26 protein-coding genes, 1 tRNA gene and 1 other RNA gene are annotated in these 23879 nt (G+C 66.3%); 12 read left to right on the top strand and 16 right to left on the bottom strand.

Annotated features, from left to right (window positions below; genetic code table 11):
* Positions 1–17 precede the first annotated feature (17 nt).
* Entirely contained in the window at positions 18–2048 is a 2031-nt protein-coding gene (locus ACZ1I2_RS19570) for a 3-hydroxyacyl-CoA dehydrogenase NAD-binding domain-containing protein (RefSeq protein ID WP_465176139.1), read from the bottom strand.
* Positions 2049–2103: 55 nt separating this feature from the next.
* Positions 2104–3324 (bottom strand): serine hydrolase domain-containing protein, encoded by a 1221-nt coding sequence (locus ACZ1I2_RS19565; RefSeq protein WP_465176140.1) that lies wholly within the window; start codon positions 3322–3324, stop codon positions 2104–2106.
* A gap of 199 nt (positions 3325–3523) precedes the next feature.
* Here ACZ1I2_RS19565 and ACZ1I2_RS19560 point away from each other — a divergent pair, with 199 nt between their 5' ends.
* Entirely contained in the window at positions 3524–5230 is a 1707-nt protein-coding gene (locus ACZ1I2_RS19560) for a class I adenylate-forming enzyme family protein (RefSeq protein ID WP_465177106.1), read from the top strand.
* A gap of 146 nt (positions 5231–5376) precedes the next feature.
* Here the strand turns inward: ACZ1I2_RS19560 and ACZ1I2_RS19555 are convergent, their stop codons facing one another.
* The gene (locus ACZ1I2_RS19555) at positions 5377–5832 is read right to left on the bottom strand and encodes a YcxB family protein (protein WP_465176141.1); all 456 of its coding nucleotides are present in this window, start codon (positions 5830–5832) and stop codon (positions 5377–5379) included.
* 194 nt (positions 5833–6026) lie between these two features.
* Here ACZ1I2_RS19555 and ACZ1I2_RS19550 point away from each other — a divergent pair, with 194 nt between their 5' ends.
* Positions 6027–6848, top strand: coding sequence for a class I SAM-dependent methyltransferase (locus ACZ1I2_RS19550; protein WP_465176142.1), 822 nt, complete (start codon positions 6027–6029; stop codon positions 6846–6848).
* A 418-nt stretch (positions 6849–7266) separates the two neighbouring features.
* On the opposite strand, the gene ACZ1I2_RS19545 is transcribed toward ACZ1I2_RS19550, so the two are convergent.
* From ACZ1I2_RS19545 to glpK, 3 genes are all read right to left on the bottom strand, one after another.
* Positions 7267–7989 carry an SIMPL domain-containing protein gene (locus ACZ1I2_RS19545; protein ID WP_465176143.1) on the bottom strand — a complete coding sequence of 241 codons (723 nt, stop codon included), beginning with the start codon at positions 7987–7989 and terminating at the stop codon, positions 7267–7269.
* 160 nt (positions 7990–8149) lie between these two features.
* Positions 8150–8953, bottom strand: a complete 804-nt coding sequence (locus ACZ1I2_RS19540) for a hypothetical protein (RefSeq protein ID WP_465176144.1) — start codon at positions 8951–8953, stop codon at positions 8150–8152.
* Complete coding sequence (gene glpK / locus ACZ1I2_RS19535) at positions 8953–10443, bottom strand: glycerol kinase GlpK (RefSeq protein WP_465176145.1); 1491 nt, start codon at positions 10441–10443, stop codon at positions 8953–8955. Before glpK ends, ACZ1I2_RS19540 begins: the two co-directional genes overlap by 1 nt.
* Before the next feature lie 137 nt (positions 10444–10580).
* Here glpK and ACZ1I2_RS19530 point away from each other — a divergent pair, with 137 nt between their 5' ends.
* From ACZ1I2_RS19530 to ACZ1I2_RS19520, 3 genes are all read left to right on the top strand, one after another.
* Positions 10581–11741 carry an AI-2E family transporter gene (locus tag ACZ1I2_RS19530; protein WP_465173889.1) on the top strand — a complete coding sequence of 387 codons (1161 nt, stop codon included), beginning with the start codon at positions 10581–10583 and terminating at the stop codon, positions 11739–11741.
* Positions 11742–11777: 36 nt separating this feature from the next.
* Positions 11778–12626, top strand: coding sequence for a prolipoprotein diacylglyceryl transferase (gene lgt / locus ACZ1I2_RS19525; protein WP_465176146.1), 849 nt, complete (start codon positions 11778–11780; stop codon positions 12624–12626).
* Positions 12627–12695: 69 nt separating this feature from the next.
* Positions 12696–12772 (top strand) — tRNA-Asp (locus ACZ1I2_RS19520).
* 33 nt (positions 12773–12805) lie between these two features.
* On the opposite strand, the gene ACZ1I2_RS19515 is transcribed toward ACZ1I2_RS19520, so the two are convergent.
* The 5 genes from ACZ1I2_RS19515 to ACZ1I2_RS19495 form a co-directional block, all read right to left on the bottom strand.
* Positions 12806–13018: a DUF2842 domain-containing protein gene (locus ACZ1I2_RS19515; RefSeq protein WP_465172537.1), complete on the bottom strand. Its 213-nt coding sequence runs from the start codon at positions 13016–13018 to the stop codon at positions 12806–12808.
* On the bottom strand, positions 13015–13563 hold the full coding sequence (locus tag ACZ1I2_RS19510) for a 5-formyltetrahydrofolate cyclo-ligase (RefSeq protein ID WP_465172538.1): 549 nt from the start codon (positions 13561–13563) through the stop codon (positions 13015–13017). The genes ACZ1I2_RS19515 and ACZ1I2_RS19510 overlap by 4 nt, the downstream gene beginning before the upstream one ends.
* A 149-nt stretch (positions 13564–13712) precedes the next feature.
* A non-coding RNA gene (gene ssrS, locus ACZ1I2_RS19505) (6S RNA) lies at positions 13713–13869 on the bottom strand.
* Between the two features lie 11 nt (positions 13870–13880).
* A complete protein-coding gene (locus tag ACZ1I2_RS19500; RefSeq protein ID WP_465172539.1) occupies positions 13881–14183 on the bottom strand; it encodes a cell division protein ZapA in 303 nt (100 codons plus the stop codon).
* Positions 14183–14380 carry a hypothetical protein gene (locus ACZ1I2_RS19495; RefSeq protein ID WP_465172540.1) on the bottom strand — a complete coding sequence of 66 codons (198 nt, stop codon included), beginning with the start codon at positions 14378–14380 and terminating at the stop codon, positions 14183–14185. Before ACZ1I2_RS19495 ends, ACZ1I2_RS19500 begins: the two co-directional genes overlap by 1 nt.
* Before the next feature lie 177 nt (positions 14381–14557).
* Between ACZ1I2_RS19495 and gap the strand changes: the two genes are divergently transcribed.
* From gap to ACZ1I2_RS19480, 3 genes are all read left to right on the top strand, one after another.
* Entirely contained in the window at positions 14558–15568 is a 1011-nt protein-coding gene (gene gap, locus ACZ1I2_RS19490; RefSeq protein ID WP_465176147.1) for a type I glyceraldehyde-3-phosphate dehydrogenase, read from the top strand.
* A gap of 4 nt (positions 15569–15572) precedes the next feature.
* On the top strand, positions 15573–16052 hold the full coding sequence (locus ACZ1I2_RS19485; protein ID WP_465172542.1) for an MOSC domain-containing protein: 480 nt from the start codon (positions 15573–15575) through the stop codon (positions 16050–16052).
* Between the two features lie 140 nt (positions 16053–16192).
* Complete coding sequence (locus ACZ1I2_RS19480; protein WP_465173890.1) at positions 16193–17362, top strand: phosphoglycerate kinase; 1170 nt, start codon at positions 16193–16195, stop codon at positions 17360–17362.
* A gap of 26 nt (positions 17363–17388) precedes the next feature.
* Here the strand turns inward: ACZ1I2_RS19480 and ACZ1I2_RS19475 are convergent, their stop codons facing one another.
* The 5 genes from ACZ1I2_RS19475 to ACZ1I2_RS19455 all read right to left on the bottom strand — a co-directional run bounded on the left by ACZ1I2_RS19475 (position 17389) and on the right by ACZ1I2_RS19455 (position 21051).
* Positions 17389–17709, bottom strand: a complete 321-nt coding sequence (locus ACZ1I2_RS19475) for a nuclear transport factor 2 family protein (RefSeq protein WP_465176148.1) — start codon at positions 17707–17709, stop codon at positions 17389–17391.
* A gap of 118 nt (positions 17710–17827) precedes the next feature.
* Positions 17828–18904 carry a phosphate ABC transporter substrate-binding protein PstS gene (pstS, locus tag ACZ1I2_RS19470; protein ID WP_465176149.1) on the bottom strand — a complete coding sequence of 359 codons (1077 nt, stop codon included), beginning with the start codon at positions 18902–18904 and terminating at the stop codon, positions 17828–17830.
* A 93-nt stretch (positions 18905–18997) separates the two neighbouring features.
* Positions 18998–19561 carry a hypothetical protein gene (locus ACZ1I2_RS19465; protein WP_465172545.1) on the bottom strand — a complete coding sequence of 188 codons (564 nt, stop codon included), beginning with the start codon at positions 19559–19561 and terminating at the stop codon, positions 18998–19000.
* Between the two features lie 103 nt (positions 19562–19664).
* The gene (locus tag ACZ1I2_RS19460) at positions 19665–20060 is read right to left on the bottom strand and encodes a PRC-barrel domain-containing protein (RefSeq protein ID WP_465172546.1); all 396 of its coding nucleotides are present in this window, start codon (positions 20058–20060) and stop codon (positions 19665–19667) included.
* Between the two features lie 475 nt (positions 20061–20535).
* Positions 20536–21051 carry a TlpA family protein disulfide reductase gene (locus tag ACZ1I2_RS19455; protein WP_465172547.1) on the bottom strand — a complete coding sequence of 172 codons (516 nt, stop codon included), beginning with the start codon at positions 21049–21051 and terminating at the stop codon, positions 20536–20538.
* 170 nt (positions 21052–21221) lie between these two features.
* Between ACZ1I2_RS19455 and ACZ1I2_RS19450 the strand changes: the two genes are divergently transcribed.
* Genes ACZ1I2_RS19450 through thiE form a run of 4 tightly spaced genes read left to right on the top strand, consistent with a single transcriptional unit; the run spans position 21222 to position 23870 of the window.
* Positions 21222–22130 carry a class I fructose-bisphosphate aldolase gene (locus ACZ1I2_RS19450; protein WP_465172548.1) on the top strand — a complete coding sequence of 303 codons (909 nt, stop codon included), beginning with the start codon at positions 21222–21224 and terminating at the stop codon, positions 22128–22130.
* Between the two features lie 5 nt (positions 22131–22135).
* Entirely contained in the window at positions 22136–22522 is a 387-nt protein-coding gene (locus ACZ1I2_RS19445) for a putative quinol monooxygenase (RefSeq protein WP_465172549.1), read from the top strand.
* The gene (locus tag ACZ1I2_RS19440) at positions 22519–23193 is read left to right on the top strand and encodes an O-methyltransferase (protein ID WP_465172550.1); all 675 of its coding nucleotides are present in this window, start codon (positions 22519–22521) and stop codon (positions 23191–23193) included. The genes ACZ1I2_RS19445 and ACZ1I2_RS19440 overlap by 4 nt, the downstream gene beginning before the upstream one ends.
* The gene (thiE, locus tag ACZ1I2_RS19435) at positions 23190–23870 is read left to right on the top strand and encodes a thiamine phosphate synthase (protein ID WP_465176150.1); all 681 of its coding nucleotides are present in this window, start codon (positions 23190–23192) and stop codon (positions 23868–23870) included. The genes ACZ1I2_RS19440 and thiE overlap by 4 nt, the downstream gene beginning before the upstream one ends.
* The last annotated feature ends 9 nt before the right edge of the window (positions 23871–23879 follow it).

Raw genomic sequence — 23879 nt, 5'->3', positions numbered from 1 at the left:
CTCTCCCGTGGCGCGCTTCAGTTGAACCGCCCGCCGCTCTCGGCTTTTTCCCTGAGCAGCGGCGCAACCGCGAAACCGTGCTTCTCCAGCCCGGCGACGATCTTCTTCAGGCCCTCGGTATCGGCCCAGAACATCGGGCCGCCGCGATAGACCGGCCAGCCATAGCCATAGATCCACACCACATCGATGTCGGACGCACGCTGCGCCATCTTCTCTTCGAGGATCAGCGCGCCTTCGTTGACCATGGTGTAGAGCGTCTTCTCGATGATCTCCTCGTCGCTGATCTCGCGCTTGGCGAGGTTCGATTTGGAGCGGAAATCCTCGATGATCTCGGCGACCCGGGGCGATGGCGTCGGGTTCCGCTTCTCGTCATAATCATAGAATCCCTTGCCGGTCTTCTGGCCCCAGCGGCCCTCGGCGGCGAGCGCGTCGCGGATATTCTCGATCCGGGTCGGATCGCGGTGCCAGCCGATATCGACGCCGGCGAGGTCGCTCATCTGGAACGGCCCCATCGGCATGCCGAACTCGACATGGACGCGGTCGATCTGCTCGGGCGTCGCGCCCTCCATCAGCAGCTTGTTGGCTTCGACCTGGCGGGGCATCAGCATGCGGTTGCCGATAAAGCCGTAGCAGACGCCCGCGACGACCGAGACCTTCTTGATCGTCTTGGCCAGCGCCATCACGGTCGCCAGCACGTCCGGCGCGGTCTTCGCGCCACGCACCACTTCGAGCAGCTTCATCACGTTCGCGGGCGAGAAGAAATGCATGCCCAGCACGTCCTCGGGCCGTGACGTGCTCGCGGCGATCTCGTCGATGTTGAGGTAGGAGGTGTTGGAGGCGAGGATCGCGCCCGGCTTGGCGATGGTGTCGAGCCGGCCGAAAATCTCCTTCTTCACGTCCATATTCTCATAGACCGCCTCGATGATCAGGTCGCAGTCCTTGAGCGCGTCGAAATCGAGCGTCGGGTTGAGTGCGCCCATCGCCGCCTCGACCTGTTCCGGCTTCATCCGGCCCTTGGCGGCGCTCGCTTCGTAATTCTTGCGGATCGTGCCGGTGCCGCGGTCGAGCGCTTCCTGCGCCATCTCGACGATCGTCACCGGAATGCCGGCCGAGAGGAAGTTCATCGAGATGCCGCCGCCCATGGTGCCGGCACCGATCACGCCGACGCGCTTGATCGGGCGGAGCGGGATGTCGGCCGGCACGCCGTCGATCTTCGCTGCCTGGCGCTCGGCGAAGAAGATGTGGCGCTGCGCGGCGGACTGGACGCCCATGATCAGCTTCATGAATTCCTGGCGCTCAAAGGCGACGCCCTCTTCATAGCTCGACCCGTCCGACGCCTTTTCGACACAGGCGATGTTCGCGGCCGGCGCGTCGAAGCCGCGGAAGCGCTTGGCATTCTCCTTCTTGAACGCAGCGACGGCGTCCGGATCGGCCTTGGCCGTCTTCTGGCTGGCGCGGGGCAGGGGAGTCGTATCGGCGACCCCGCGCGCAAAGGCGATCGCGTCGGTCTCGAGGCTGCCCTCGCCGGCCAGCTTGTCGATCAACCCGGCATCGAGCGCCCGCTTGGCCGAGATCGGATCGCCCTTGGCGGTCATCTCCAGCGCGAGCGGCACCCCGGCGATGCGCGGGATACGCTGCGTGCCGCCGGCACCCGGCAGCAGGCCGAGCTTCACCTCGGGCGTGCCGATCTTCGCCGAGGGCACGGCGATGCGGTAGTGGCAGGCCAGCGTCACCTCGCAGCCGCCGCCCAGCGCAGTGCCGTGAATCGCCGCGACCACCGGCTTGTCGGATGCCTCGATCATGTCGACCAAAGTCGGCAGGCCCGGCTCCTGCATCGGCTTGCCGAATTCGGTGATGTCGGCACCGGCAAAGAAGGTCCGGCCGTCGCAGCGGATCACCATCGCCTTGATGCTGGCATCGGCCAGGCCTTCCTTGACGCCGGCCTCGAGCCCCTGGCGGACCGCCGCGCCGAGCGCGTTCACCGGCGGATTGTCCGAAATGATGACCAGCACATCGTCATGGCGTTCGGTACGAATCGGGGAAGTCATGGGTGTCTCCTGCAATCTTGGATTTCGTAGCACCGTCCCGCGGGACGGCGGGGGATCAGGTCAGCGCCGAATAGATCAGCGTCTTCAGCTCGCGGCGAATGGGATAGACATTGGACGGGCTCATCTGAGTCATGAACACCATGGTCAGCCGCTCGACGGGGTCGATGAAGAAGGCGGTCGAGAACATCCCGCCCCAATAATATTCGCCGGCCGAACCGGGGATCATCGATCGGGCGACGTCGATATTGACCGCGAAGCCCAGCCCGAAGCCGGTGCCGGCATTGGCCGCCTCGCTGAACAGCGATCTCGACATGCGCGACAGGTCGGATCCGCCGGGCAGGTGATTCCGCGTCATCAGGTCGAGCGTCTTGCGCCCGACGATCCGCGCGCCGTCCAGCTCGCCGCCGTTCAGGCACATGCGGCAGAAACGATGATAGTCGAGCGAGGTCGACACCAGCCCGCCGCCGCCCGAGACGAGCCTGGGCGGGCGACTCCACGCGCTCTCGGCGCCGCGGTCGTACATCACGCGTCCCTTGCCGGGCACGAAGGTGTAGCAATCGGTAAGCCGGTCGATCTTGTCCGCCGGCACCTCGAAGAAGGTATCGTCCATCTTCAGCGGGGCGAAGATGCGGGTCCGGAAGAACTCGGCGAGCGGCATACCCGAGACGCGCTGGACGACCGCGCCGAGCACATCGGTCGACACCGAATAATTCCATGCCTCGCCCGGCGAGAATTCGAGCGGGATCTGCCCGAGCGCGGCGACGAACTGGTCGAGATCGAGATTGCCGTGCCAGTTCTCGATCTTGCCTTCGCGGTAGGCCGCATCGACGTTCGACCGATTCTGGAAGCTGTAGGTCAGGCCCGAGGTATGGCGCAGCAGATCGACCATGCGCATCGGCTCGGCGGTCGCCTTGGTCTGGAACGGTACGCCGGCACCGCCGCCATTATAGACGCCGAGGTTCTTGAACTCGGGGAGGACGTGATGGACCGGCGTGTCCACCGCGACCTTGCCCTCCTCGACCAGCATCATGAAGGCGATCGAGGTGACCGGCTTGGTCATTGAGGCGATACGGAACAGCGACGATTCGTCGATCGCCTTGCCGCCTTCGCGCGCGGCCCCGAGATGGGCGAAATGCACGATCTCGCCGTTCCGGCCGACGAGCAGCTGGGCATTGGGAAGCTTGCCGGAATCGACATAGCGTTCCTGCAGGAACGCATCGATCCGGGCGAGCCGAGACGCATCGAAACCCTGCGACTCGGGCTTGGCGATCTTCATGTGTTGCCCATACCCCTCATTCGAAACATCAACTTTCCTATTGCCTTGAGCGGCGCGTGAATCAACACTAACCTTGGAAAAAATGGCGGATAAGCCAAACCCGACATTCAAGTTGAGCCCGCAGACGGCTCTGCTCACATGGAGAGAATGCGTCTTGGATACCGAACCGCTCATCGCGCTCGATCCGGCCTGGCCGAAAATGACCCTGCCCGAGGTGGAGGCCGCGCTGACCGGGCCGGGCGGGCGGTTCGAGATGGAGACGGTGACGATCCACGGCGTGCCGACGCGCACCTGGAAGCACGCGCCGCCCTCGCTCGCCTGGCTTGCCCAGGCGTCGCGCGCGCATGGCGATCGGGTCTTCACCATCTATGAGGAGGAGCGCGTCACCTATGACGCGAACTTCCGTGCGGTGGCGGCCCTGGCGAACAAGCTGCGGGACATGGGCATCGGCAAGGGCGACCGGGTCGCGCTGGCGATGCGCAATCTGCCCGAATGGCCGGTGATCTTCTTCGCCGTGGTCAGCATCGGCGCGATCGTCGTGCCGCTCAATGCGTGGTGGACGGCCGGCGAACTGGAATATGGCATCGACGATTCGGGCGCGCGGCTGTTGTTCGTCGACGACGAGCGCTACCAGCGCGTCAAGGCGCATGGCGCCGCGTTGCCGGCGCTCGAGCGAATGATCGTCTCGCGCGCCTCGACTCCGCTCGACGATCGCGCGGCCCGACTCGAGGACCTGATCGGTACGCCGGGCGACTATGCCATGTTGCCGGACGCGGCGCTGCCGACGGTGGAGATCGCGCCCGACGACGAGGCGACGATCTTCTACACCAGCGGCACCACCGGCCATCCCAAGGGCGCGCTCGGTACGCACCGCAACATGACCACCAACATCATGTCGAGTGGCTATAACGCCGCGCGCTCGCTGCTCCGCCGCGGCGAGGAAATCCCGGCGCCGACGCCGCGGGTGACGCTCACCGTCATCCCGCTCTTCCATGTCACGGCCTGCAGCGCGGGCATGATGGGATGCATCGCGGCGGGGAGCTCGCTCATCTTTATGCGCAAATGGGACACGGTCCGCGCGATGGAGATCATCGAGCGCGAAAAGGTCAACATCACCGGTGGCGTGCCGACCATCGCCTGGCAGATCCTGGAACATCCCGACCGCAGCAAATACGACCTCTCCTCGCTGGAGGCGATCGCCTATGGCGGTGCGCCGTCCGCGCCCGAACTGGTCAAGCGCATCCATACCGAGTTCGGCGCACTCCCCGGCAATGGCTGGGGCATGACGGAGACGATGGCGACCGTCACCGGCCATTCGAGCGAGGACTATCTCAATCGCCCGACCAGCGCCGGACCGCCCGTGCCCGTCGCCGACCTGAAGATCATGGACGAGGAGGGCGTCAACGAACTGCCCGTGGGCGAAGTCGGCGAACTCTGGGCGCGCGGGCCGATGATCGTGAAGGGATATTGGAACAAGCCCGAGGCGACCGCGGCTACCTTCATCGACGGATGGGTGCGCACCGGCGACCTCGCGCGGGTCGACGAGGAAGGCTTTGTCTATATCGTCGACCGCGCCAAGGACATGATCATCCGCGGCGGCGAGAACATCTATTCGTCGGAGGTCGAGAACGTCCTCTACGCGCATCCCGCCGTCACCGATTGCGCGCTGATCGGCATCCCGCATCGGACCCTTGGCGAGGAGCCCGCGGCGGTGGTGCATCTCGCGCCGGGCATGGAAGCGAGCGAGGCCGAACTCCAGGCCTGGGTGCGCGAGCGGCTAGCGATCTTCAAGACCCCGGTCGCGATCCGCTTCGTCCACGAAACGCTGCCGCGTAACGCCAACGGCAAGATCCTGAAGAAGGATTTGAAAATACTGTTCGAGGACCGGGTGGGGCAGGCGGCCTAGAGGCGGGATAGCCATCCTGTCACCTGGATCGGAGACCTAACCCCGTTCGGGCTGAGCTTGTCGAAGCCCTGCTCTTCTTGTGCGACGAAGAAAGAACAGCCCTTCGACAAGCTCAGGGCGAACGGGAGAGAGAGGGAGGGCTGTGCCTACTCCGCCGTCGTCATCCGCTCGCGGATCGCCTCCACAAACCGCGCTCGCCCCTCCGGCGTTTCGAAGGCGCGGGGCGGGATGATGAAGGCGTTCCCGCTGCTGCCCTGGACGACCACATAGCCCCGCTCCTCGGTGACGGACCAAATATTCTTCCACGAGATTTTGCCGCTCTTTCGCCCAACCACCGTCGTGATGCCGGAGGTGCCGATGGTGACGGTGCGGCGCTGCGGCTTGAAGCGCAATTGCGGGTAGAGGATCAGCAGGACGACCGGGATCGCGCCGATCGCCATCGGAACGGCCAGATGAGGCGACGCGGTGCCGAACAGGATCAAATCGGCCAGCACCGCGACAATCAGAAATATCCGCAGGTGCGATTTCCACAGCCGCTGCCGCCACGCGCGCCAGTACCAGGTCCAGATTTCCCCGCGGCGGGAGGCATAGTCGATCGTCACGGCGCAATTCCTCGGGCGGGTTGGCCGGCTTCAAGCATCTCGCTTGCCGCGTTTCAACCGGACGATGAAAAGGGCGGGCGTAACAATCCAGCAATGCTCTAACATTTGCCCCATGCTCGGGCGGCACGCTATGCTCCCCGCCGACACGCCAGATGTCAGTCGCGAGACCATGATCTCGCTTAGGGAGAGTCATCATGCGTTTGCCGTTCATCGCCCTTTCGCTCGCCTGCCTGTCGCTGACGGGTGCCGCCGTCTCGATGCCGCTGCTCCAGTCGGAGCCGGCGCTGACCGCCGCGGTGGCCGGCTCGACCCGCTCGCCCGCCAATGTCGCGCGCGACGCGCACCGCCATCCGGCCGAGACGCTTGCCTTTTTCGGCGTGAAGCCGACCGATTCCGTGGTCGAGATTTGGCCCGGCGGCGGCTGGTACACCGAGATCCTGGCGCCCTATCTTTCCGCTGGCGGCAAGCTGACCGTGGTATCGCCGCCGGGGCGCCCCTCGGAAGGCATCAACGCCAAGCTCGACAAGGATGCCGCGACCTATGGCAAGGTCGCCCGCGCCAATTTCCCGAGCGCGCTCGGCGGCACGAGCGTCGCGCCCGGCACGGCCGACAAGGTGCTGACCTTCCGCAACGTGCATAACTGGCGGATGGGGTATCTGCGCCCCGACAAGACGGACTATAGCGCCGCCGCATTCCAGGAGATCTATGCGATGCTCAAGCCGGGCGGCGTGCTCGGCATCGAGGATCACCGCCTGCCGGAAGACGCCGACAGCGCGCGGGAGAAGACCAGCGGCTATATCAAGGTCTCCACCGTTCGCGCGCTGGCCGAAGCCGCCGGCTTCCAGTTCGCCGGATCGAGCGAGGTCAATGCGAACCCCAGGGACACCCACGACTGGGCCGAAGGCGTCTGGACTCTGCCGCCAAGCTATCGCCTGGGCGACAAGGACCGCGAGAAATATGCCGCGATCGGGGAGAGCGACCGCATGACGCTGAAGTTCGTCAAGCCGGCGAAATAGCCGGCGCCAATTTTCGACGATCAGGTTTAACCGTCATGCCGGACTTGTTCCGGCATCCACTGCGCCGCACAGTCATCGGCGCCCAGGTTTGCGGGACAGTGGACCCCGGAACAAGTCCGGGGTGACGTTCTACCTGGTCGCATGCGACCTTGGCGCTTAAATTTTTTCTTCCGCTGTTATGTTGGATTTTCAGGCGAAAATCAGCGTGTGAATTCAGCGGTTTGATACTCGTTTTCCCTGTTACGCCATAACAGCGGAAAACAATGCGATAACAGCGCATTTTTCCGCTGTTATCGCGCGCGAGAGAGCGGTGATCTGCAACGATTTTCAACGTGAGAAAGAGCAGGGCAGCGCTCGAAACAGCGCGCTGCCCGACGCCCCGATATCGCGACCGCCAGGATGTTGAATCGAGCCGCCGCTATTTCGGCGCGAGCGCGAAATCGACGCTGACGCTTACCTGGCTGGAATTGGTGCCCGCCATGACGGGCGGCGCCGCGACGGCCTGTGGCGCGACCCGGTCCATCATCCCCATCGATTCATAGCCCATTGGTACGCCAGATGCGCCGCCGTCGCGGATGGTGAGGATTCGGGCGACCTTGAGGTTGGCCGCCTGGGCGTAGGTATCCGCCCGCGCCCGCGCGGCCTTGTAGGCATTGGCATAGGCCGATCGGCTCGCGGCTTCCGGGTCGCCGACGCGCAGGTCGGGGCCGGACAGCACGTTAGCGCCGGCCTGAGTCACCGCCGAGATCGCCGCGCCCGCCTTGTCCACCGCCCGCATACGCACCGCCACGACGTTGCTCGCCTCGAACTTGTTCTTGTTCGCGCCCCACTCGATTCGCGAGACGGTCAGGCGCTGCGTCTGGATGTCCGCCTTGGCGACGCCGAAACCCTCCAGCGCGGACACGACCTTGTTCATGATATTGTTGTTGGCGGTGGTCGCCGCATCGGCGGTCGCGCCGATCGACGAGACGCCGGCGGAGAAGCGCGCCTCGTTCGGCGCCGTCTCGGCCTGGCCGCTGGCGGTGACCTGGAGCAGCACCTCGTCATGGCGGACACCGCGCGGATCGCGGGGCTCTGGGGAACAGGCGCCAAGTATGAGCGCGCCGCTCATGGCCACCAAGCCGATCGTCGATCCACGCATCCCCATCTCCTTTCGTTGGCATCGCTCGCCCGCAATGACGCTACGTACCGCTTTGTTCCAACCGGTCAGGCGTTGTACCCTGATCCCGGCGACGATCGTCGGCTCGAGCAATGTTGGATCGAGCCGTGCTTTCCCCGTTAAGGTGGGGCGCCGAAAACGCTCATCCCGGAAAGCGAAGCGACGGCCCGAGGATCAGCGCGAATCCCGCAAGCAGGACGGCGCCGCCCATGATGATCGGCCAGTTGCGCGCCACGGTGAAAGGCCGCACCGTCGTTCCATGGGGCGCGGCGTATCCGACCGAGATCATGCCGGCATTGCCGCCGAAGGACGATGCCGCCGCCGACATGATCGTGATGAAAATGCCGACCGGATTGAGCAGCCCGACAAGCACGGCGGCAACCCCGATCGTGGCGTAATAGCCGTGCGCGATGACCCTGCGCGGGGCAGCGGTCGCCTGCGAATCCCCGAGCATCCCGGTGAGGGTGCGGATCGCTGCCCGTACGAGCAGGACATAGGCCGCGATCCCGAATGCGAGCTCGCCCGCGCGCCACAGCCAGGGCATCGCCAACGCGCCAAGCCCGCCATCGGCTGTCGGGCCGAGATCGCCGACCCCGCTTGCGCCCGAGAAGCAGAAATAGCCCGCTGCCACGAATCCCTTGGTAACCCAGATCAGCCACAGGATCAGGCGCGTACGATCGCCCCTCGCTCTCTTCCACAGGGCATAAGCGATACAGGCCAGGATCGTATCGACGAGCACGCCTGCACAGGCGACCAGCAGCCTCGGGGCACCGGTCAGTCCGGCGCAGTCCACATAAAAGGCACCGATCGTCGCCACATGGCCGCCCTGTGCCGCGCAAAAGGCAGCATGCCCGCCAATCTCATGCCACATGGTGAGCGACGGCATCAGCAGCATGCCCAGCCCGATGATGGTGAGAAGATCGATACGTTGCTGCTCGCTGCTCATCACGCCCCTTTCGCTACCGTCTCCCGCGCTGCCCGCACCACACCGTCGACCGCGTTCTTCCACCCCGTCAGCCGGGCATCGCGCACCGCGTCCGGCAAAGCCGGCTCGAACATCTCGACCGCGCCGCGCATCACGCTGGCCGCTTCGAGATCCCTGAACAGCCCGCATCCGACGCCCGCCAGCATCGCCGCGCCCAGCGCGGTCGTCTCGGCGAATTGCGGCCGCTCGACGCTGACGCCGAGCATGTCGGCCAGGTCCTGCGCCATCCAGTTATTGGCGACCATGCCGCCGTCGATGCGCAGGCATTGCCAATCGACACCGTCCGCCGCGAACGCGGTCTTCAGGTCGTTCGCCTGATGCGCCATGGATTCGAGCGCCGCGCGCACGATATGCGCCCGCTCGCTGGAAAAGCTGAGGCCGGAGATCGTCCCGCGCGCATCGGGCTCCCACCATGGCGCGCCGAGCCCGGACAAGGCCGGCACGAAATAGACGCCGCCGCTCGAGTCGACGCTGCGCGCCAGCTTCTCCGTCTCGGCCGCATTGCCGATCAGGTTGAGCGTATCGCGCAGCCATTTGATCAGGCTGCCCGCGACGAACACCGACCCCTCCAGCGCATAAGCGCGCCGGCCGCCCAGCTGCCATACGATCGTCGAGAGCAGGCGGTTGCGCGAGGTTGGCGGGATCGGCCCTGCCTGAGTCAGCACGAAGGCGCCGGTGCCGAAGGTCGCCTTGGTCTCGCCCGGCTTGAGGCAGGACTGGCCGATCGTCGCGGCCTGCTGGTCGCCGGCGATGCCGCAGATCGGGATCGCCGCGCCGAACAGGGTCGTCTCGCCGAACTGCCCGGCGCAATCGACGATCTCCGGCAGGGCGGCGCGGGGCGCGCCGAACAGGTCGATCAGCCCGTCGTCCCACTGGCCGCTGCCGATCGCCATCAATGCGGTGCGGCTGGCGTTGGTCGCGTCAGTGATGTGCTGCCCGCCGGTCAGTTTCCAGATCAGCCAGCTCTCGATCGTGCCCACGGCAAGCCGGCTGCCGGCCTCCCTGAGCTGCGGCCAGTTGGCCATTGCCCAGCCGATCTTCGAGCCGGAGAAATAGGGATCGAGCAGCAGCCCGGTCTTGGCCTGCACTACCGGCTCGTTCCCCGCCTCACGCAGGTCGCGGCAGATCGCGGCGGTGCGCCGGTCCTGCCAGACGATCGCGGGCGCCAGCGGTTCGCCGGTCTCACGGTCCCAGAACACCACCGTCTCACGCTGGTTGGTGATGCCGATCGCCGCGATTCGTTCGGCACCGCCGCCGCGCTCGATCACGGTGCGGCAGACGGCGAGCGTCTTTTCCCATATTTCGGCGGCATCATGCTCGACGCGCCCGCTTTCCGGATAATGTTGCACCAGTTCGGCGGCTTCGCTGCCAAGGCATTTGCCGTCCGGAGCGAACAGCATCGCCCGCGTCGAGGTGGTGCCTTCGTCGATGACAAGGATCAGATCTGACATGACGGCAAGCTAGCGGGGATTACAGGCGAGGGGAATGCGGCTACGCTGCTCCCGCGGGTGTAACGTGAAGGGGCGTGCAAGTGGCGGACGGTACCGGGCAAGGCGCAGGACAGGCCTCCGGCGAGGGCGCCTTCGGTTTGCCGTTCGACGGCGATGAAGGGGGCGACGAAGCGCGTGTTGGGCAACGCCGCGACAGGCTGCTAGCCGCGCTGACCCTGATCGCCGGTCTCGGCCTCGCGCTCGGCACGCCGTTCGCCTTGAAGGCGGGCGCCGAATTCTTCCTGCCGACCACGGCTGCCCTGGTCATCGCCATCGCGCTGGTGCCGGTGCTCGAATGGCTCGAACGGCACCGCGTGCCCTCGGCGCTCGCCTCGCTCACCTGCGTGCTGCTGTTCCTCGTCGCCGCAAATATCGCGCTGGCGGCGATCATCGTCCCGGCGACCGAGTTCTTCCGCAAGCTGCCCGACCGGATCGACCGGATCCAGATGAACATCGCGCCGGTGCTCGATCTTTATTCGAGCCTCGAAAAATATGTGAACCGCACCGTGCGTCATCTCGCGGCGCCCGGGCCGGTAAATGCGCCGCAGACCGCGGCCGTCGCGCCGCCCAGCTCGATCCTCGAACTCGCCGCCACCTCGGCGCCGACCGCGATCGTCCAGGTCTTTTTCGGCATCCTCGTGGTCTATTTCTTCCTGTCGGGCTGGACCCGGCTGCGGCGGCGGACGATCACCAGCCGGTCGAGCTTCGGCGGCGCCATGGCGACGGCGCGCGTCATCCAGGATGTGGTCGACGACACCTCGGCCTATCTCGGCACGATCACGATCATCAACCTGTCGCTCGGGCTGGTCATCGCCTTCGCGCTGTGGCTGATGGGCATGCCCTATCCGCTGATGTGGGGCGGCATCGTCGCGCTGCTCAACTACATCCCCTATTTCGGGCCGATCGTCGCGGCGATGCTGCTCGCGCTGGGTGGGCTGATGACCTTTCCCGACGTCTGGGTCGCGCTGCTGCCGGCCGCGATCATGATCGGCGCGCATCTGCTCGAGGCGAATGCGATCACGCCGTTCATCGTCGGCCACCGGCTGACGATCAACCCGATCATGATCCTGATCTCGCTGAGCTTCTGGGGATGGGTCTGGGGCACGCCCGGCGCGCTGCTCGCGGTGCCGCTGCTGATCATCATCCAGACGGTGATCGGCGCCGCGGGCAAGCCCGACATCGCCGGCTTCCTGTTCGAGCACGGCACGCTGACTCAGCAGCGTCGCGAGCGGCGGGCCGCGCGAGACGATGCCGACTGATACCGAGACGACTGATACCGGGCCGGGATGGGGGACATGATGAACGACGCGCATGCCCCCTGGCGGTGGCAGGATCTCGGCCTTTCGCCGGTCGCCTTCCATCTCGGCCCGCTCGACATCCGCTGGTACGCCCTGAGCTACCTCGCGATGTTCGTGCTGGGCTGGTGGTATCTGCGCAGGCTGGTCGTGCAACCCGGCGCGCCGATGACCCGGGAGCATGTCGACGATCTCGCTTTCTACCTGATGATCGGGGTGATCGCCGGCGGGCGGCTCGGCTACACCTTGTTCTACAAGCCCGAGATATGGGGCGATCCGCTTCAGGTGCTGAAGCTGTGGGAAGGGGGCATGTCCTTCCATGGCGGCCTGATCGGCGTGCTCGTCGCGCTCGGCCTCTTCACCTGGAAGCAGGGGCTGAACATGGTCCGGGTCAGCGATTATGTCGCCTGCGCCACGCCGTTCGGCCTGGTGCTGGTGCGGCTCGCCAACTTCGTCAACGGCGAGCTCTGGGGGCGGCCGACGACTCTTCCCTGGGGCATGGTGTTCCCCGGTGCGGGCGACGATCTGCCCCGGCATCCCAGCCAGCTCTATGAGGCAGGCCTGGAGGGGCTGGTGATGGGGATCGTGCTGTTCTGGCTGTTCTGGTTCACCAATGCCCGCAACCGGCCGGGCCGGCTGCTTGGCACGGGCCTGCTGATCTACGGCGCCGCGCGATTCCTGCTCGAGATGGTCAGGCAGCCCGACAAGGGCCTGGAGCATCTCTGGTGGGGGCTGACGATGGGCCAGACGCTCACCCTGCCGATCATCGCGGCAGGCCTGTATTTCGCGTTCCGGCCGTTGCGCGAGCGGCCGGACCTGCCGACGGGCACGGTTGCCGGGAATAGTTGAGCGGGCATGAAAACGAGGCGTTGACAGGCTCCGGCACCTCGCCTAGTTGCGCCGCCTCACGCTTTCCAAGCGGGTGTAGCTCAGTTGGTTAGAGCGCCGGCCTGTCACGCCGGAGGTCGCGGGTTCGAGCCCCGTCACTCGCGCCACCCTCCCTGATTTCGGGAGGGAAGGCGCAGATTTCACCGCCAGCGTCCGGTTTCCATCCACAGCAGCATGCGGCGCATCGGCAATATCCACAGCCAGACGATGCCGGTCACCAGATAGAAGGCGAGCTGGAGCAGCACGTGCCATTGGCCGACCGTGCCGGACAGGCTCGCCACCAGAACCACCCAGACCAGGATCATGCCGAGGATCGCGAGCATGCCGACGGGTTTGCGCCAGGAAGGGGTCATTTCGCAGTGATCCAGTCTCGTTCGGTGATGATGGCGTGGAGCGGCACGTCCCACGGGTCGTGCGGCAGGCTCTCGACCTGTTGCACCGACCAGGCAAGCCCGACGCGCCACGCGTCGGGGAATTGCACAAAGGCGCGATCATAATAGCCGGCGCCCTGGCCGAGTCGGTTCAGCGCCGAATCGAACGCGAGCAGCGGGGTCAGGATGATGTCGGGCGCCATCGCCGCGGCCTCGTGATGCGGTTGCGACAGGCCAAACGGGCCTTGGATCAGCGCGGCTTCGCTGTCCCAGGCGAGGAAGCGCATCGGCGCCGAGCGGACGGTGACATGCGGCAGCACGATCGCGCAGCCCCGCTCCACCGCGGCGCGGGCAAGCAGCGAAGGGTCGATCTCGCTGCCCACCGGCACATAGGAGGCGACGGTCAGGCCGTGCTCGAGCCGGGCGAGGAATTGGGGCGAAGGGGTAATCGCGGGCGGGCCGCCGGCGAAGAACCGGTCGCGCTCGGCGCGGATGCGGGCGCGGAGGGCGGATTTTTCGGGGTTCATCTAGCTTGTTCCCCGGCGAAGGCCGGGGCCCAGTTGGGAAGGCCCCCGTGATGAAGCGTTGCATTCACCCGCAAATGTCCCCCAACTGGGCCCCGGCCTTCGCCGGGGAGCAGAAGGGTAGATGACCGACGCATCGCCGAAATAGCGGTGGCGGGACCGCCATGGCCGTTTGCCTGAATATCCTCTGACGCCGTTAGCATCAGGTGGGGATCGTGTACGACAGGCCAGGGCCAGCGCAGGGACAACCCCCTAGGAAGAATAATCGCCTCAGGGATAATCGGTAAGGCTCGTACCGGGCAGTGCCCGCCACCCCTCATCTAGGCTTTTACGGGCGATTTCTCAAGGGTAGCCGCCAGCTTTTCCAGCCGCTCGGCAACCTGGTCGAGCAGCACCGCTCCGGCACCTTCGGGCGGGCGGCGACGCGTCTCGTCCAGTTCGTCCGCCAGCATCAGCGCGACGAACAACATGGTCCGCTCGCCATTGAGCCCGCCCGAGGCGCGCGACGCGGTCGCCCAATGCCTGTCGAGCAATTCCCCGAGCCGGCGGAGCTGCGGCTCCTCGCCGTCACGGCAGGCGACGGTATGGCGGCGATCGCCGATGGTGAGGGTGACGTCCGCCATCAGCCGGTTCCGCCAGCCTCGCCGCGGGCGATGACGTCGTCGAGCGTCGACACCGCCTGCTCGATCCGGGCTCGCAGGACCGCATGGCGGCGCACCGCTGCCTCGGCCACACGGTCCCTCTCAGCGACTGCTGCTTCGATTCTCGCAATCGCGCGATCGATCCGGTCGAGCGCGGGCGGAGGCGTCTCGTCTGCCATCGCTCCCGGATAGCACGGCTTTTCGGGCGGGCAAGATCGATTTGCCCCGCAAAGGCCTCGGCACGGTTGACGGGCGGGTCCGCCCACCGCAAAGACCGCCCGGCTTATCAGACTCGCCGGTCGCCCCTTTGCGCAAGTCCGCGCCGCGCCCGGTTTCACGCGATGGAGGGAATTGCGATGACGGTGAAGGTTGCGATCAATGGTTTCGGGCGGATCGGTCGCCTCGTTGCACGCGCGGTACTGGAGCGGGGCGATACCGGACTTGAGCTCGTCGCGATCAACGACCTTGCCGATGCCAAGTCGAATGCCTGGCTGTTCTCGCGCGATTCGGTCCATGGCAAATATCCGGGCAAGGTCTCGGCCGAGGGCAATGACCTGGTCGTCGATGGCAAGCGCATCCGCGTCACCGCCGAGCGCGACCCCGCCAAGCTGCCGCACGCCGAACTCGGCATCGACATCGTGCTCGAATGCACCGGCTTCTTCACCGATCGCGAAAGCGCGCAGAAGCATATCGACGCAGGCGCCAAGAAGGTGCTGATCTCGGCCCCGGCCAAGGGCGTCGACCTGACCGTGGTGTTCGGCGTCAACAACGACAAGCTCGAGGCCGGCCACAACATCGTGTCCAACGCGTCGTGCACCACCAACTGCCTGGCGCCGGTCGCCAAGGTGCTGAACGATGCGATCGGCATCGAGCGCGGCCTGATGACCACGATCCATGCCTATACCAACGACCAGAAGATCCTCGACCAGATCCACCCCGATCTGCGCCGCGCCCGTGCCGCGGCCATGTCGATGATCCCGACGACCACCGGCGCCGCCCGCGCGGTCGGCGAGGTCCTGCCCGAGCTGAAGGGCAAGCTCGACGGCTCGGCGATCCGCGTGCCGGTGCCGGACGTCTCGCTGGTCGACCTGACCTTCACCCCGAAGCGCGACACGACCAAGGAAGAGGTCAACGCGATCCTCAAGGCGGCATCGGAAAGCGGCCCGCTGGTCGGCATCCTCGATTACACCGACGAGCCGCTGGTCTCGATCGACCTGATGCACACCTCGGCGAGTTCCACGATTGACAGCCTCGAGACCGCGGTGCTCGACGGCAAGCTCGTCCGCGTGGTCAGCTGGTACGACAATGAATGGGGCTTCTCGAACCGCATGGTCGACACCGCCGGCGCAATGGGCGCCTTCCTCTAAGGCAATGGGCGTGCTTGCCGGCATCGCCCGTCACGGCCGCCCGCGCGGACCGATCGAGCTGCTCGAGTCGGTCCGCGTAACGGTCGAGGCGGGGCTGGCCGGCGATTTCCGCGGCGCGGTGAAGCCCGGCGCCAGGGCGAGGCGGCAGGTCTCGCTGATCGAGCGGATCGACTGGGAGGCGGCGATGGCCGATTTGGGGGTCGATCATCACTGGTCGGCGCGGCGTGCCAACCTGCTGGTCGACGGGCTCGACCTGCCGCAACGGGCCGGCGCCCTGCTGCGGATCGGCGACGAGGTCGCGCTGGAGATCACGATCGAATGCGATCCCTGCAGCCGCATGGAGCAGATCGAACCCGGTCTCAAGGCGGCACTGACGCCCGACTGGCGTGGCGGCGCACTGGCGCGAGTCATTCGTGGCGGAGAAATCCGCATCGGTGATGTTATCAGGGTTGAAGACCCACCAATCCCCGTTCGTCCTGAGTAGCCATTGAGCTTGTCGAAATGGCGTATCGAAGGACAGGTGCTTCGATACGGGCCTTCGACAAGCTCAGTCCCTACTCAGCACGAACGGTTGAGAAAGAGGACGAAAGACTCGTGACCAATTCCTTCAAGACGCTCGACGATATGGGCGACGTTTCCGGCAAGCGCGTGCTGGTCCGCGAGGATCTGAACGTGCCCATGGCCGATGGCGCGGTCACCGACGACACGCGTTTCCGTGCGACCCTGCCGACCGTGACCGAACTCGCGGATCGCGGCGCGATCGTGCTGATCCTGGCGCATTACGGCCGCCCCAAGGGGACGCGCGATCCGGAGATGTCGCTCGCGCTGGTAACCAAGCCGTACAGCCAGGTGCTCGGCCGCCCGGTGCGCTTCATCGAGGATTGCGTGGGCGAGGGCGCCGCCGAGGCGATCGCGACGCTGAAGGACGGCGACATCGCCGTGCTGGAGAATACCCGCTTCCATGCGGGCGAGGAAAAGAACGATCCCGCGCTGGCCGCCGAGATGGCGAAACTCGGCGATTTCTATGTCAACGATGCCTTCTCGGCTGCGCATCGCGCGCACGCGTCGACCGAAGGCCTCGCGCATCTCCTTCCCGCCTTTGCCGGACGCGCGATGGAAGCGGAGCTGACCGCGCTCGACAAGGCGCTCGGCAATCCCGAGCATCCCGTCGCGGCGGTGGTCGGCGGCGCCAAGGTGTCGACCAAGCTCGACGTGCTCAAGCATCTCGTCGCCAAGGTCGATCACCTGATCATCGGCGGCGGCATGGCTAACACCTTCCTCGCCGCGCGCGGCGTCGATGTCGGCAAGTCGCTGTGCGAGCATGACCTGACCGGCACCGCGGAGGAGATTTTCGAGGCGGCGGAGCGCGCCAACTGCACCATCCACCTGCCGTACGACGTGGTGGTGGCGAAGGAATTCCGCGCCAACCCGCCAATCCGCACCATCAACGTGCACGAGGTCGCGGCCGACGAGATGATCCTCGATGTCGGCCCCGCCGCGGTCGAGGCGCTGGCCGATGTGCTCAAGAATTGCCGCACTTTGGTGTGGAACGGCCCGCTCGGCGCGTTCGAGACGCCACCGTTCGACACGGCGACTGTCGCGCTCGCCCGTACGGCAGCCGCGCTGACCCGCGATGGTTCGCTCGTCTCGGTCGCGGGCGGCGGCGACACCGTGGCCGCGCTCAACCAGGCGGGGGCAGGCGATGACTTCACCTTCGTCTCGACCGCGGGCGGCGCCTTCCTCGAATGGATGGAAGGCAAGGAACTGCCCGGGGTCGCCGCGCTGACGGCGTAGAGCTCGAGACCGTAGGGCGAACCGGCTCAGGCAGGCGCGTCCACGAAAACATAGAGTGTTGCGATCCTCCCGTCCCTGATCACGGCAATGTCGGTGCCGGTCACAGGGCCGGGAACGCCGCCGGTTTCGGCCCGCCAAAGCAGTTTTCCGACGCCGTGATGGCCCGCCGCCGGGGCAATCGGGACGAACAGGGTATCAGGCGGCAAGCGCGCGAGCAGCGCGCCGATGCTGGCGGAGATCGCCTCCGCACCGGCAATGGTCGCCTCCTTTTCGTGAAGAATCGCATCATCGGTCCAGAGCTCGGCGATCGCCCGCAGCCGCGCGGCGGCGTCCGGTTCGCTGAACACGCGCGCTGCATTCGCCCGGAGAAGGGCGTCATAGTCCGTCGGGTCGGCAGGGGACGCGTCCATCGCAGTGGCTCCGTGCATGAGGTTGACGGTCGCGCCAGCCCCTAGCACGGCGCGGTCAGGGCGCGGCAGTATAAACCGGCTTGCCGTTCGCGGTGATGGTCGATGCCCATTGCTGACGCATCCGTTCCTTGATGGACGCGGGCAGTGGCACATAGTCCAGGCGCCCGGCGGCCGCGTCGCCGTTGCGATAGGCCCAGTCGAAGAACTGGAGCACCGCCGCTCGCTTGCCGGCGTCCGCCCTGGTCTTGGGCAGGAGGATGAAGGTCGCCCCGGTGATCGGCCAGCTCGGCGCGCCCGCCTGGTCGAGCAGCAGCAGGTAATTGCCCGGAGCGTGCGCCCAGTCGGCGCCCAGCGCGGCGGCCGCGAACGACCTGGAGGATGGCTGGGGATAGGCCCCGGCGCTGTTCTGCAGCAGCACATGGGTCGCCTTGGTCTGTTTGGCAAAGGCATATTCGACATAGCCGATCGACCCGGGGGCCACCTGCACCGACGACGCGACCCCCTCATTGCCCTGGCCGCTGATGCCGGCCGGCCAGGTGACCGAGTCGCTTGCCCCCACCTTGGCGCTCCAGGCCGGATTCTTCATCGCCAGATAGGAGGTGAACAGGAAGCTGGTCCCCGACGCGTCGGAGCGGTGCACTGGGGTGATCCGCAGATTGGGCAAGGTCAGGCCGGGGTTGAGCGCGCTGATCTCGGGCGCGTTCCACTTCTCCACCTTGCCGAGATAGATGTCGCCGAGCAGCGCGCCGGTGAGCTTGACCTGGCCCGGCTGGATGCCCGGCAGATTGACGACCGGCACCACGCCGCCGATGACGGTCGGGAATTGGTAAAGGCCGTTCTTGTCCAGCTCTTCCGGTTGCAGCGGCCGGTCCGACGCGCCGAAATCGACCTTGCCCGCTTCGATCTGCTTGATGCCGTCGCCCGAGCCTGTCGGCTGATAGTTGACCGCGACATCGGCCTCGGTGCGATAGCCTTCCGCCCATTTGGCGTAGAGCGGCGCGGGGAAGGTCGCGCCGGCGCCCGATAGGCTTGCCTTGGCCTGCGCCGCGCTGTTGTTCTGTGACGCGTCCTGTCCGCTACAGGCGCTCACCATTGCACATGCCGCGACCGCGGCGACCAGTTTTCCGTTCACGCGAAATCCTCTCTTTATCGTTGGCATCGCTCCGACAACTTGGCCTGATACGCGGCGTACATTCCTCGCGCCGTCATGCGGTCACCCGCGCGCTCATCCGCTCGCCGGCACGGCGACGGGCACGCTGTTCCAGCTGAAGATCGGCCGGTTTTCCGCTTCAAGGCGTCGCGTGGCGGTTTCCTGCAGGTGGCGGATCAGGCCCGCCAGCCATGCGGCATCGTCGCCGGCACGGTGCCGCCGGCGCGACACTCGGTCCATCATGGCGAGAGCCGAACGGATGTCATCCGAGGTTATATCGAGCTCGTCGAACAGGGTCGCCACATGGTCGATCGGCCATGGCACCGGCTGCATTGCAGCATGGGCGAGCGTCTCCAGCCAGGCGCTGTCGAGCTTGCTGTCCGCCACGATGCGATAGTCGCGGGTGACGCTGATCAGCTCGGCCATGACGTGATCGGCGGGCTTGCCGTGCGAGACAAGGTGATCGAGGGTTAGGCCGTGCAATGCCTGTGCCTCGGCGGTCCATGTCCAGCCCGACCAGGAAGCGTGCGGACGGATAAGCCAGGAGCGCGCAATTCCCCGCGAATCCGCAATACCGACCTCGATCGGGAATGACCGGCCGTGCCGGGGCAGGCATGAGGCCTCGAAGTCGATCGTCATGATGGGCTTCATGGCCAGTGGAGCGCCCCGGAATTGGAGGGCGCACCCGGCGGCGCCGCTCCGAAGCTCGAACTGCCCCGCCGGGTGGGCCATGCGCTGAGGGTCAGGGGTAGGTAAGGCCGTAATAGCCATAGACCTGCTCGCCATAGGCGCGGTCGAAGGTCGGCTCTTCATCGGCACCGTAGCGCGGCGCCTTTTCGAGCATTTCCTTGTCGATATCGACGATATAGCCGCCCTGATCGGTGTCGTAGGTCAGCGCTTCCCAGGGGAGCGGGTAATAGTCGGCGCCCAGCCCGAACAGGCCGCCGAAGCTGAGCACGGCATATTCGACCTGGCCCGACTGCTTGTCGACCATGAAGTTGTGGATCGTACCGAGCTTGTCGCCGTCTTCATTATAGACGGCGGTGCCTTCGACCTTGTTCGAAGCGATGAGCCAGTCCGACTCGTCGATTTCGATCGTGTCGTTGTCGATGTCATTGTCCGTCGGTGCATCGGTCATGTCGGAGTCTCCATGCGATTCCCCCGCCCGGAGCATCCTGAACCCCGTGCGCGACAATCATGTGACGATGGAACGCGTCGGCGAGTAGACCGAGTCGAAGGGGCCGCTCAGCCGTTCAGCACCACCACCAGGCGAATCGCGATGAGCGCCGCGGTAAGCGCCCAGATCATCAGCGCCAATCGGCGCGCTTCCCTGCCCGTGACGATCCTGCCGTTGGCAAGCCGAACGGCTTTGCTATGCCAGACCCACCGCGTGAAGGCGGCATAGGGCAGGGTGGCATAGGCCAGCCCGACGAGGTAATCCGCCCAATCCGGCGCGCCGAGAGCGTGCAGGGCGACGATCGTCAGCTACGCCGCCAACAAGGCTGCGATCGCGGCACAACCGAGGATCGGTCCGTAGCTGGCGAACTCGCTTGCATCGACGATCCCGTCCTCGGCCGATCCGTCTTTCGTCCGGCGGGTCGATTGTCATGCGCTCAGTTCGCGGCCGTCGCCGGCACTTGTTCCTCGAGCAGCGGCACGATCGTCTCGTTCAGCGCGTCGAGATCGAACGCCCCGGCCCTGGCGTACCGGATATGGCCCGATCGATCGATGATATAGTTGGTCGGTACTCCGGTCAGGATGGGGTAGCCGCCCTTGATCCTCCTCGCCGAGGGGATGTGCATTACCGCGAAGAGTTTCTTCAACTGGTATAGCGGCACCGAATCCTCGGTCGCGATCGTGAAGACCCTCAGTCCCGCCTTCTGCTGGACCTCATAATATCTATCCAGCAGCGGCAGTTCTTCCCGGCACGGCACGCACCAGGTCGCCCAGAAATTGAGCACCACCACCTGGCCGCGAAGCTGGTCGAGCGTCACCTTCGATCCGTCGATCATGGTCAGTTCGAAATTGGGCGCGACATCGCCGACCTTGGGCGCTTTGGCCGCAGTCAGCAGGAGAGCGGCCAGGCCCAGGCCGACCAGCTTCAACCCCTGCGAGAAAGACACCCCCATGATATTTTCCCCTTTGTCGCGAACCTGATGCAGGGCTGGGGCTGCGTCAATATGGGCGGCATCTCCCGTGCGCGGTCGAGACGCCGTGCCGCATTGCAGCATCCCCGTTGCCCCTGGCGCAATCGCGAGCTAACAGCCGGGCAACATCTGCAGCAGCAAAGGGGATCACGATGACGCCGACCGTGAAGGCCATTCTCGACAAATACGAGTCCGAAAACGCCGGCGTGAAGGCGAACCTCGCCCGCATCCTGATGCAGGGCAAGCTCGGCGGTACCGGCAAGCTGATCATCCTGCCGGTCGACCAGGGCTTCGAGCATGGCCCGGCGCGCAGCTTCGCGGTCAACCCCGCCGCTTATGATCCCCATTACCATTACCAGATCGCGATCGATGCGGGGCTCTCGGCCTATGCAGCGCCGCTCGGCATGATCGAAGCGGGCGCCGAGACCTTTGCCGGCCAGATCCCGACCATCCTGAAGGTCAACAGCTCGAACAGCTGGGCGCAGGGCGCGAACCAGGCGGTCACCGCCAGTGTCGAGGACGCCGTGCGGCTCGGCTGCTCGGCGATCGGCTTCACCATCTATCCCGGCTCGGACGATTTGTTCGAGATGATCGGCCAGATCCGCGAGCTGTCGGCCGAGGCCAAGTCGGTCGGCATCGCCACCGTCATCTGGTCCTATCCGCGCGGCGGTGCGCTGCCCAAGTCGGGCGAGCTCGCGCTCGATGTCGGTGCTTATGCCGCGCACATGGCGGCGCTGCTTGGCGCGCACATCATCAAGGTGAAGCTGCCCAGCGACCATATCGAGCAGAAGGAAGCCAAGCCGATGTACGAGGGCACCGACTGGTCGAAGCAGTCGGACCGCGTCCGCCACGTCGTGCAGTCGAGCTTTGCCGGCCGCCGCATCGTGGTGTTCTCGGGCGGCGCGGCCAAGGGCGCCGATGCGGTCTATCAGGACGCGCGCGACATTCGCGACGGCGGCGGCAACGGCTCGATCATCGGCCGCAACACCTTCCAGCGGCCGCGCGACGAAGCGCTGGCGATGCTCGACAAGCTGGTGCGCATCTACAAGAACGAGGAGTGAGCGACATGCCGGCCATCGGTCGTCGCGAGGTCATCGGCGGTGCCGTTGCCATCGCCATGATCGGCTGGCCGGCATCCGCCATCGCGGCGGAGAATGAGCGCTACGGCATGATCGGCAAGATCACCGCCAAGCCCGGCCAGCGCGCCGCGCTGGCTGCCGCGCTCGCCGGCGGGTCTGAGGCGATGCCGGGCTGCCTGGCCTATGTCGTGGCCGAAGATGTGGCCGACGCCGACGCGCTCTGGGTCACCGAGATCTGGGAGAGCAAGGCGGCGCACCAAGCGTCGCTGTCGCTCCCGGCGGTGCGCGCGGCGATCGCCGTCGGCCGACCGCTGATCGCGGGTTTCGACACCGTGGCCCAGACCCGCCCGATCAGCGGCGTGGTGACAACATGAGCGACGCCGCCTGGACCGCGGTCGACGACTATATCGTCGGCCATCTGCTCGGTGCCGATCCGGTGCTAGACGCCGCGCTGGCGGCGAACGAGGCAGGCGGATTGCCGCCGATCGATGTATCCGCGGCGCAGGGCAAGATGCTCCACCTGCTCGCGCGCATGGCCGGCGCCCGGCGCATCCTGGAAGTCGGTACGCTCGGCGGCTATTCGACGATCTGGCTGGCGCGGGCACTGCCCGAGGACGGCGCGCTGGTGACGCTCGAACTCGAACCGCACCATGCCGATGTCGCGCGCGCCAACATCACGGCGGCCGGTTTCGCCGACAGGGTCGATGTGCGCACCGGTCCGGCGGTCGGGACGCTCGAGGCGATGATCGCGGCGGGCGAAGGGCCGTTCGACTTCATCTTCATCGACGCGGACAAGCCGAGCAACGTTGCCTATCTGCGCGCGGCGATCGCGCTGGGGCGGCCGGGCACCACGATCATCGTCGACAATGTCGTGCGGGAGGGCGGGGTGCTCGACGCGAACAGTGACGATGACCGCATCCAGGGCACGCGCGCGCTGTTCGAGGCAGTTGCCGCAGAACCGCGGCTCAGCGCGACGGCAGTCCAGACGGTCGGCGCGAAGAAATGGGACGGGTTCCTGCTGGCCGTGCTAGGCGCCCCCGAATGACTGAAGAAGATCCCCTCGGCCCGCTCGATCCCGATTTCGCCGCCAAGTTCACGCGCGACATCCGCCGGCCGCCCTGCCAGCTCTATCTCGTGTCGCCGCTCGATGTCGGCGGCACGTTTCCCGACCGGCTGGCCCGGGCGCTCGATACTGGACCGGTCGCGGCGTTCCAGTTTCGCGTGAAGGATGTCGATCAGCACGAAGCGACGCGGCTGGGCGAGCCGCTCCGCGCACTCTGCGCCGAGCGCGACGTCGCCTTCATCGTCAACGACAGCATCTCGCTGGCCAAGCGGCTCGGCGCTGACGGCGTGCATCTCGGCCAGGGCGATGGCGATCCGCGCGAGGCGCGCTCGGTGCTTGGCCCGGCGGCGCAGATCGGCGTCACCTGCCATGACAGCCGCCATCTCGCGATGGAGGCCGGCGAGGCGGGGGCCGACTATGTCGCATTCGGTGCCTTTTATCCGACCACCACCAAGGAGGTGAGCCACCACCCCGATCCCTCGATCCTGAGCTGGTGGACCACGGTGTTCGAAATCCCGTGCGTCGCGATCGGCGGCATCACGCCGGCCAACGCGCCGGCGCTGGTCGCCGCGGGCGCCGATTTCCTCGCCGTGTCGAACGCGGTGTGGGGCGGGGACGAAGCGGCGGCGATCAAGTCGTTTGCGGCAGTGCTCGGCTGAGCGGGCGCG

The organism is Sphingomonas sp. BL-S-29 (genome assembly GCF_055521495.1).
Note: the sequence above shows the minus strand (reverse complement) of the source record. Positions and strands in the feature narration are given on the sequence as shown.